The sequence below is a fragment of the Paralimibaculum aggregatum genome, from assembly GCF_030270585.1.
Taxonomy (GTDB): Bacteria; Pseudomonadota; Alphaproteobacteria; order Rhodobacterales; family Rhodobacteraceae; genus Thermohalobaculum; species Thermohalobaculum aggregatum.
The window spans coordinates 1-8,536 of the sequence record NZ_BSYI01000081.1; the positions used below are offsets into that span (position 1 = coordinate 1).

7 protein-coding genes are annotated in these 8,536 nt (G+C 69.8%); 2 read left to right on the forward strand and 5 right to left on the reverse strand.

Translation table 11 applies throughout. From position 1 onward, the window contains the following. Window positions 1-102: 102 nt before the first annotated feature. Genes QSJ97_RS23985 through QSJ97_RS24005 form a run of 5 tightly spaced genes read right to left on the reverse strand, consistent with a single transcriptional unit; the run spans window position 103 to window position 6,333 of the window. Window positions 103-873: a FadR/GntR family transcriptional regulator gene (locus tag QSJ97_RS23985; protein ID WP_285675001.1), complete on the reverse strand. Its 771-nt coding sequence runs from the start codon at window positions 871-873 to the stop codon at window positions 103-105. Beyond that, window positions 839-1,819: an ABC transporter ATP-binding protein gene (locus QSJ97_RS23990; RefSeq protein WP_285675002.1), complete on the reverse strand. Its 981-nt coding sequence runs from the start codon at window positions 1,817-1,819 to the stop codon at window positions 839-841. Before QSJ97_RS23990 ends, QSJ97_RS23985 begins: the two co-directional genes overlap by 35 nt. Further along, window positions 1,819-3,756: a dipeptide/oligopeptide/nickel ABC transporter permease/ATP-binding protein gene (locus QSJ97_RS23995; RefSeq protein ID WP_285675003.1), complete on the reverse strand. Its 1,938-nt coding sequence runs from the start codon at window positions 3,754-3,756 to the stop codon at window positions 1,819-1,821. Before QSJ97_RS23995 ends, QSJ97_RS23990 begins: the two co-directional genes overlap by 1 nt. Then, window positions 3,753-4,700 carry an ABC transporter permease gene (locus QSJ97_RS24000; RefSeq protein ID WP_285675004.1) on the reverse strand — a complete coding sequence of 316 codons (948 nt, stop codon included), beginning with the start codon at window positions 4,698-4,700 and terminating at the stop codon, window positions 3,753-3,755. The genes QSJ97_RS23995 and QSJ97_RS24000 overlap by 4 nt, the downstream gene beginning before the upstream one ends. 58 nt (window positions 4,701-4,758) lie before the next feature. Then, on the reverse strand, window positions 4,759-6,333 hold the full coding sequence (locus QSJ97_RS24005) for an ABC transporter substrate-binding protein (protein WP_285675005.1): 1,575 nt from the start codon (window positions 6,331-6,333) through the stop codon (window positions 4,759-4,761). 197 nt (window positions 6,334-6,530) lie between these two features. On the opposite strand from QSJ97_RS24005, the gene QSJ97_RS24010 reads away from it, so the two are divergent. Next, complete coding sequence (locus tag QSJ97_RS24010; RefSeq protein ID WP_285675006.1) at window positions 6,531-7,790, forward strand: Zn-dependent hydrolase; 1,260 nt, start codon at window positions 6,531-6,533, stop codon at window positions 7,788-7,790. A gap of 464 nt (window positions 7,791-8,254) precedes the next feature. Next, a partial coding sequence (locus QSJ97_RS24015; RefSeq protein WP_285675008.1) for an Arm DNA-binding domain-containing protein occupies window positions 8,255-8,536 on the forward strand: 282 nt, incomplete at its 3' end.

Genomic DNA, 8,536 nt, shown 5'->3' on the forward strand with positions numbered 1-8,536 from the left:
AAGCCGGTACTTGCCGCGTCGGGGCCACCCGACGGCGAGCCGCGTTCGGGCATCATGGCTGGCCGCTGCCGCGCACCGCGCCTCGGGCACGGGGCACCGCCATCATCCGGTGAGGAAGTTCCGCGGCAGCGTGGCCTCCTGGCGCTCCATGACGTGCTGCGCCGACTGCATATGCGCCAGCATGATCGCCCGTGCGGCATCCGCATCGCCGGATCTAAGCGCCTGGATGAGGCGGACCTGGTAATCGCGCCCGAGCCGGCGAAAATCGGGGATGCGGCGCTTGTAGATCTTGCGGCAGACCGCGAGGTTCTTCAGCAGCCCGATCAGGAACCGGCACTGGAATGCCAGGAGGGAATTCTCCGAGAGCTCGGCGAGGACCTCGTGAAAATCGAGCTCGGCGATCCGCTGCGCCTCGCTCTCCTCGATGCTCTCGGGCGGGCTCTCGTAGGATGCCATGGCGCGTTCGAGGCGCTGGAGATCCTCCTCCGACACCTTGCCGGCAAGGCTGGCGGCGAGTTCCGGCTCCAGCACGCGGCGTATCTGATAGATGTCGCTGATCGAGGGGGGCCGGAAATAGAAGTAGTTGGCAAGGAGCGACTGCGCGCGCAGCTCCGAGACCTCGTGGACGAAATGCCCGCCGCCGGGGCCGGTCCGGCTGCGCACGAGGCCCTGGGCCTCGAGCAGGCGCATCGCCTCGCGCACGGTGCTCTTGGCGGCGCCGAACTGGACGATCAGATCGGCTTCGGCGGGCAGGCGGTCGCCCGGCTTCAGATCGCGCTCGACCATCCATTGCTTGATGGTCTCCGCGACGGCATGCGGACGCGAGCGCCCGCATGGCTCAGGCGGGGTGGTGGCAGGCGGCGAAATGGGCATTTCCGAGGTCCCGGAATTCGGGGCGTTCCTTGCGACACCGGTCTGTAGCAGCCGGGCAGCGCTCGGCAAAGGCGCATCCGGGCGGCGGGGCGAGCGGATCGGGCAGCTCGGCCGTCGCCGCCTCGGGCGCGGTCAGCGCGCGGCCGACCACGGGCGCCGAGCGGGCGAGCAGCGCGGTGTAGTGGTGGCGCGGCCGGGCGAAGATGTCGGCGGCACGGGCCAGCTCGACGATCCGGCCGAAATACATCACCGCCACCCGGTCCGAGACCGCCTCGACCACGGCGAGATCGTGGGAGATGAAGAGATAGGTGAGCCCGAACTCCGCCTTCAGCCGCACCAGCAGGTTCAGCACCTGCGCCTGGACCGAGACGTCGAGCGCCGAGACCGGCTCGTCGAGCACCAGGATGCGCGGCGCCGCCGCCAGCGCGCGCGCGATGCCGATCCGCTGCGCCTGGCCGCCGGAGAACTCGTGGGGATAGCGCTCGAGGAACTCGTGCCGCAGGTTCACCGCATCGAAGATCTCGGCGATGCGCGCCGCGCGCGCCTCCGGGCCCATGGCGTGGAGCCGCCGCAGCGGCACCTCGATCACCTGGCGAATGGTCTTGCGCGGGTTCAGGGAGGAGATCGGGTCCTGGAAGATGTACTGGATGACCCGGCCGAAGGCGGCCGGATCGCGCCCGGCCGCCGGGCCGAGATCGCGGCCCTCGATCTCGATGCTGCCCTCGGAGGGCGCGATCAGCCCCACCAGCATCCGCGCGAGCGTGGACTTGCCGCAGCCCGATTCGCCGACGATGCCGAGGGTCTCGCCCGTCGGAATGGTCAGGTCGACATCCTGCACGGCATGGACCGACGGCATCTCCGGGCCGAAGCCGAAGAGGGTCCGCCCGCCGCCGAAGCGCTTCTGCAGGTTGGCGATCGCGACAGCCGGGGCGCCGGACGGGGTCATCACCGCTGCTCCTCCCTCGTGAGCTCGACCTCGGGGTGCAGGCAGCGGAGCCGGCGCGTCGCGGTGACCGGCGCGAGCGCGATCTCGCCCCGGCGGCATTCGGGGGTTGCCCTGGCGCAGCGCGGCGCGAACGCGCAGCCGTCCGGCAGATCGTCGACGGCGGGCGGCAGCCCCGGGATCGCGGCGAGCTCGCGCCGGCCGGCGCCGAGCTCCGGCACGCAGGCGATCAGCCGCCGGGTGTAGGGATGCGCGGGTGCACCGAGCACCTCGGCCGTCGGCCCTTCCTCGACGATCCGGCCCGCATACATCACCGCGATCCGGTCGCAGAACTGGCCGACCACACCGAAATCATGGGTGATGAAGAGGATCGCGACGCCCCGTTCCCGGCGGAGATCGGCGAGCAGGGCCAGGATCTGCGCCTGCACCGTGACGTCGAGCGCGGTGGTCGGCTCGTCCGCGATGATCAGGTCCGGGTCGTTGACGAGCGCCATGGCGATGCCGACGCGCTGCCGCATGCCGCCCGAGAGCTGGTGCGGGTAGTCGCCCATCCGCCGCTCGGCATTGGGGATGCGCACGGCGCGGAGAAGCTCCAGCGCCCGGGCCCGGGCCTCCGCCTCGGGCACCCGCCGATGCACCCGGATCGCCTCGACGATCTGGTCGCCGACCCGATGCAGCGGATGCAGCGTCGCCAGCGGGTCCTGGAAGATATAGGCGACCCGGTTGCCGCGCAGGCCGCGCAGCCGCTCATAGGGCGCGCCGAGCAGATCCTCGCCCTCATAGCGCACGGCGCCGCCGGTGATGACACCGGGCGGCGAGGCGACGAGACCCATGACCGAGAGCGCCGCCACCGACTTGCCGGAGCCCGACTCGCCGACGATGCCGAGGCATTCGCCGGGCTTGACCGAGAGCGTCACGCCGGAGAGCGCCTTGAGGACGCGGGCGCCGAGGCGAAACTCGGTTCGCAGCTCCTGAAGATCGAGCAGCGCGGGCTCTGCCGGCGCCGGCGGCGCCTCGCCGCGGCGGTCGATCTGGGTCCGTGCCATCGGCCGCATCAGCGCGCCGGCGCGCAGTCGCGGGTCGAGCGCGTCGCGCACGCCGTCGCCGATGAGGTTCACGCTCATCACGATGATGAAGATCATCAGCCCCGGAATCGCCGCCGCATGGGGATCGGTGATCAGCGCGTTCCGCCCCTGGCCGAGCATGCCCCCCAGATCCGGCGCGGGTGGCTGCGCGCCGAGGCCGAGGAAGGAGAGCCCGGCGGTCTCGAGGATCATCCAGCCGATCGTCGTCGACATCGCGATGACGATCACCGGAAGCACGTTGGGCAGAATCTCGGTCAGGATGATGCGCAGGTTCGACTGGCCGGCGAGACGCGCGGCATCGACGAACTCGCGATGCGCGAGCCCCACCGTCACGCCGCGGATGTTGCGCGCGAAGAAGGGGATGTTGACCACCGCCACGGCGATCAGCGCGTTGACCAGCCCGGGGCCGAGCGCGGCGACGATGGCCAGCGCCAGCAGGATGTAGGGGAACGCCATCAGCATGTCGATCGCGCGCATCATCAGGTTGTCGGTGCGCCCGCCGTAGAAGCCCGCGACGATGCCGATCGCCGAGCCGATGGTCGCCGAGATCAGTGCCGCGGCAACCCCCACCGCAAGGCTGGTCTGCGTGCCCCAGACGAGGCGGGAGAGGATGTCGCGCCCGAGATGGTCGGTGCCGAGCAGATGCCCGGCGGAGAACGGCAGCAGGAACTTGTTGGGCTTGTCCTGCGCATAGGGGTCGGCCAGCGGCAGCACCGGAGCCAGCAGCACCAGCAGCAGCACGAGCCCGAGCACGATGCCGCCGAAGGCCGCCAGGCGATTGCGCGCGAACAGGCGCAGGAAGGCCCCGACCGGGCCCCGGCTGCCCGCGGAGGAGGGGGCGGCGGCGGCGCTCATGCCTTCACCCGCGGGTCGAGCAGGCTCTGGCAGACATCGACCACGAGATTGAACAGCACATAGCAGGTCGCGACCACCACCACGCCGCCCTGCACCAGCAGGATGTCGCGCTTGAGGATCGCGTTCACCAGCATCTCGCCGATGCCGTGCCACTGGAACACGATCTCGATATAGACCGCGCCGGAGAGCACGAAGCCGGCCTGCACGCCGATCACCGGGATGATCGAGACCATCGCCGCGCGCAGCGCATGGCCCCAGATCACCCGCCGCTCGCCGACGCCCTTGGCCCGGGCGGTGCGGATGAAGTCGAGCCGCAGCACCTCGAGCATCGCCGAGCGCGAGAGCCGCGCCACCACCCCGGTCGCCACCACCGCCAGCGCCGCCGCCGGCATCGCGAGATGCCAGAGCAGGTCCTGCAGGTCGCCGCCGCCATAGGGCAGATACATGCCCGAGACCGGGAACCAGCGAAGATCGACGGCGAAGAGCAGGATCATCATCATGCCGAGGAAGAAGGACGGGATCGAGATGCCGATCAGCACCGCGAAGGTGATCGCCTTGTCGGCCAGGCCATATTGCCGCGCGGCCGAGATCACGCCGGCGACGATGCCGAGGACCGAGCAGAGCACCAGCGCGGTGCCCGCCAGGATCAGCGTCGCGCCGAAGCGCTCCATGACCTCGTCGAGCACCGGGCGGTTGAGCGAGTAGGATCGGCCGAATTCGCCGGTCGCCATGTTGCCGATCCAGATGAAGTACTGCTCCGGGAGACTGCGGTCGAGCCCGAGATCGCGGTTGAGCTTCGCGACGTTCTCGGGCGTCGCATAGGAGCCGAGGATCGCCGTCGCCGGATCGCCCGGGATCAGGGACATGATCACGAAGACGATCACCGTGATGCCGAGGACCACGGGTACGGCGGAGATCAGCCGTTTCAGGATATAGGCGCCCATCACTGCCTCCCGGCGGCCGGCGCGCTGCCGGGGCAGGCCCCCGGCAGCGCGGATCAGGTCACGGCTTCGCCACGTCCTTGAGAAGCAGGAAGAAGGACGGCTGCAGCGAGAAGCCCTCGACCGAGGTCGCGGTCACCGCGTTCTGCTTCCAGTTGGCGACGAAGACCCAGGGCGCATCCTCCTGCACGATGGTCTGCATCTCCCGGTAGAGCTCGGCGCGCCGGGCCTGGTCGGTCTCGGCCCGCGCCGCCTCGAGCAGCTCGTCCACCTTCGGGTTCGAGTAGTAGCCCGAGTTGAAGCCGCCCTTGTCGGGCCAGGCACCGGTGCGCAGCGCGAGGAAGGGCAGGGTGTCGGGATCGTTGGTCATCCAGGCCATCTCGGCCATGTCGGCCTTGCCCTCGAGGCCGGCATTCACCTGCTCGAGGAAGGCGTTCCACTCGAAGGTCTCGATCGTGACATCGAACCCGGCCGCGTTGAGATCGGCCTGGATCGCCGTGCCCATCGGCACCGGATCGAGCATGCCGGAGCCGCCCTCGGTGACGTAGAAGGTGAGCTCGGCCCCCTCGGCACCGGCCTCGGCGAGCAGCGCCCGCGCCTTCTCGAGATCGTGCGGATAGGGCTCGAGCGCCTCGTTGTAGGCCCAGGCGAAGGCCGGCGGGGTCGGCCCGGCGGCAACCTCGGCGGTGCCCTCCAGCACGTTCTCGACGATCTCCTTCTTGTTGATCGCGTAGTTCGCCGCCTGGCGCACGCGCCGGTCGGCGAAGGGGCCTTCCTTGGCGTTCAGGATCAGGAACCAGAGATGCGGGCCGGCCTGCTCGTGGATGGTGTAGCGGTCGCCCTCGAACTCGGAGAGCGCATTGGGCGGCACCTCGACCATCAGGTCGATGCCGCCGGCGAGCATCTCGGCGGTGCGCGTGTTGGCATCGGTGATCGGCCGGAACACGACCGCTTCGAGCCTGGGCGCGCCGTCCCAGTGATCCTCATAGCGCTCGACGACGACGCGGGAATTCGCCTCCCACTCCACGAAGCGGAACGGCCCGGTGCCGACCGGGTTGCGCCCGAAATCGCTGCCATGCGCCTTCACCGCCTCGGGCGAGACGATCAGCCCTGTCGGATAGGCGAGATTGGAGAGGAAGGGCGCATAGGGGCCGGAGAGCGTGAACCGCACGGTGCCCTCGTCCACCGCCTCGACCGTCTCCACCGAGGAGAAGAAGAAGGCCAGCGGGAACGGCCCGGTGTCGTGATAGGGGTGGCTCTCGTCGAGCATCCGGTCGAAGTTGAACTTCACCGCCTCGGCGGTCAGCGGCGTGCCGTCGTGGAAGGTGACACCCTCGCGCAGCGTGAAGGTATAGACCGTGCCGTCCTCCGAGATGGTCCAGTCGGTCGCCAGCGCCGGCTCGACCTCGAGCGTGCCGTCGGCATAGCGGACCAGCCCGTCATAGACGTTCATCAGGATGCGGAAATCGTTCACCGCGGTCACTGCCTGCGGATCCATCGACTTCGGCTCGGCGATCTGGCCGACGATCAGCACGCCGGGCGGCGTCTGGGCCGCTGCCGGCGCACCGAGCGACAGAACCGCCGCGACGAGGGTGAGCATGCCGAGCCCGCGTCGGGTCATGGGGGCCAATAACATCGGATATCTCCCAACAGTTGTGTTTCCCGCTATTTATCATGATAAATTTGCCAGTGGAACCGGTTTGCCCGATGCTGCGGTGGATGGCCTGGATGCCGGCGCGCGGATCGCCGCGGACGGGCCGGAAGCCGGGCGCAATCCTCCTGCGAAAGCAAGGCGCTGGTCGATGTGACGCACGGGAGACATGGGAGAGCTGAATGGCGGACGACAGGGTGGCGCAAGGTCCCGGCGGGCTGGCGATCAATCCGGCGCGGCTCGCGGCCGATCTCGAGGCGATCAACGCGATCGGGCGAATCGAGGGGCTGGACGGGATCAACCGGATCAGCTTCTCGGATGCCGACATGGCGGGCCGGCGCTGGCTGCTCGGCAGGCTCGAGGATGCCGGTCTCGAGGCCCGCATGGACCCGGTCGGCAATGTCTTCGGCCGCTGGCGGATCGGAGCGGGACCGGCGGTGCTCGCGGGATCGCATCTCGACACCGTGCCCTGCGGCGGGCCCTATGACGGGACCCTCGGCGTGCTCGCGGCGCTCGAGGCGGTGCGCGCGATGAAGGAAGCCGGCATCGCGCCGGTCCGGCCCGTCGAGGTTGTCTGCACCGCCGACGAGGAAGGCCGCTTCGGCGGCATGCTCGGCAGCCAGGCGATCTGCGGCGAGGTCGGCGCGGACTGGATCGCCGGCGCCATCGACGACACCGGCGTCCGGCTCGCGGACGCGATGCGGGCGCAGGGGCTCGACCCCGCGCGGCCGGAGCCACGCGACCCGGCGGATATTGCCGTCTTCCTGGAGCTTCACATCGAGCAGGGGCCGGTCCTCGAGAACGCTGCCGAGAAGATCGGCATCGCCACCGCCATCTCCGGGGTCTTCAACTGGACCGTCACGCTGACCGGCGAGGCCAACCATTCGGGCACGACACCGATGGCGCTGCGGCGGGATGCCTTTCGGGGCCTCGCGGATTTTGGCGCCGCCATTCCGGAGATCCTCGATCGCGCCGGCGCGGAGGAGACCCGCCTCACCGTCGGAAAGGTCGCGCTCGCGCCGAACTTCCCGCATTCGATCGCCGGCGAAGCGGTGTTCTCGATCATCGGCCGCGATCCCGACGAAGGCGTCATGCGCGCTCTCGCCGGGGCCTGCCGGTCGGAGATCGGCCGCGCCGCGGCGGCTCACGGCCTCTCGGTCGCTATCGCCGAGCAGAGCTGGCTCCCGCCGACCGCGCTCGACCGGGATGTCGCCGACAGGCTGGTGCGCATCTCCGAAAGGCTCCGCCTTCCGCCCCGGCGCATGACCTCGGGCGCCGGGCACGACGCCCAGACCTTTGCGCGCCATGTGCCTGCCGGTCTCGTCTTCGTGCCCTCGATCGGGGGCATCAGCCACGCGCCGAACGAGTTCACGCCCTGGAACGAGCTCCTGGGCGGCGCGACGCTGCTCGCCCATGCGATCGCGGCCTTCGCAGCGCAATGAGGCGGCGCCCCGTCATGCCGATGCGCGCCGGCTGCCCCCGCAGTTCCTGAGCTGGCGACAGCACGCTTCCTGCGCGCGCCGCAGATGGCCGGATACGAGAGCACGCCGGCTGAATGGCCACCACAGCGCTCCCGGGACGCCATCCGCCGGCACCCGAAGTGATCATTCCGTCGGCGACTGGCCAGCCATGCAGAAGCCGTTCACCCGAGCCGCGCAATGGCCGCAGTCCAGGCATGCAATACCGCCAGACCGCCATGACATGATCGAGACCTTCGGCGATCGCAGCCCTCCCGGATGGGAGCAGACCATCGTGGGGGCATGCCGAATCCCTGAAGATCACTGCCCGCCACGGATGCACTCACCGCACGCGGACGACAGCCAGCCGCCAATGTGTGGCCAGCAGCATGGAAGCTCACCCAGAGCGCAGAAGGTTATCCTCGGAACATCTGTATGGGATTTCCACCATGCCCAAGCTCACGGTGAAGACGGTTGCGGCGGCGCTTGCCCCGGGCATGCACAATGATGGGAACGGTCTCTACCTGCATGTCTCGAAGACCGGGGCGAAGAGCTGGATCCTGCGCACCCGGGTGCACGGCAAGAAGCGCGACATCGGCCTCGGCGGCGCGTCGCTGGTGCCGCTTGCCGAGGCACGCAGGCGTGCCGCCGCGCTCCGGGCGATCGCGCGGGACGGCGGCGATCCGCTCGCCGAGAAGCGGCGCGCGCGGGGCATTCCCAGCTTCGAGGAC

Coding starts and splice junctions, on each gene's coding strand:
- QSJ97_RS23990 (WP_285675002.1), bottom strand. CDS start 1,819: ATGACCCCGTCCGGCGCCCCGGCTGTCGCGATCGCCAACCTGCAGAAG.
- QSJ97_RS23995 (WP_285675003.1), bottom strand. CDS start 3,756: ATGAGCGCCGCCGCCGCCCCCTCCTCCGCGGGCAGCCGGGGCCCGGTC.
- QSJ97_RS23985 (WP_285675001.1), bottom strand. CDS start 873: ATGCCCATTTCGCCGCCTGCCACCACCCCGCCTGAGCCATGCGGGCGC.
- QSJ97_RS24010 (WP_285675006.1), top strand. CDS start 6,531: ATGGCGGACGACAGGGTGGCGCAAGGTCCCGGCGGGCTGGCGATCAAT.
- QSJ97_RS24005 (WP_285675005.1), bottom strand. CDS start 6,333: ATGTTATTGGCCCCCATGACCCGACGCGGGCTCGGCATGCTCACCCTC.
- QSJ97_RS24000 (WP_285675004.1), bottom strand. CDS start 4,700: ATGGGCGCCTATATCCTGAAACGGCTGATCTCCGCCGTACCCGTGGTC.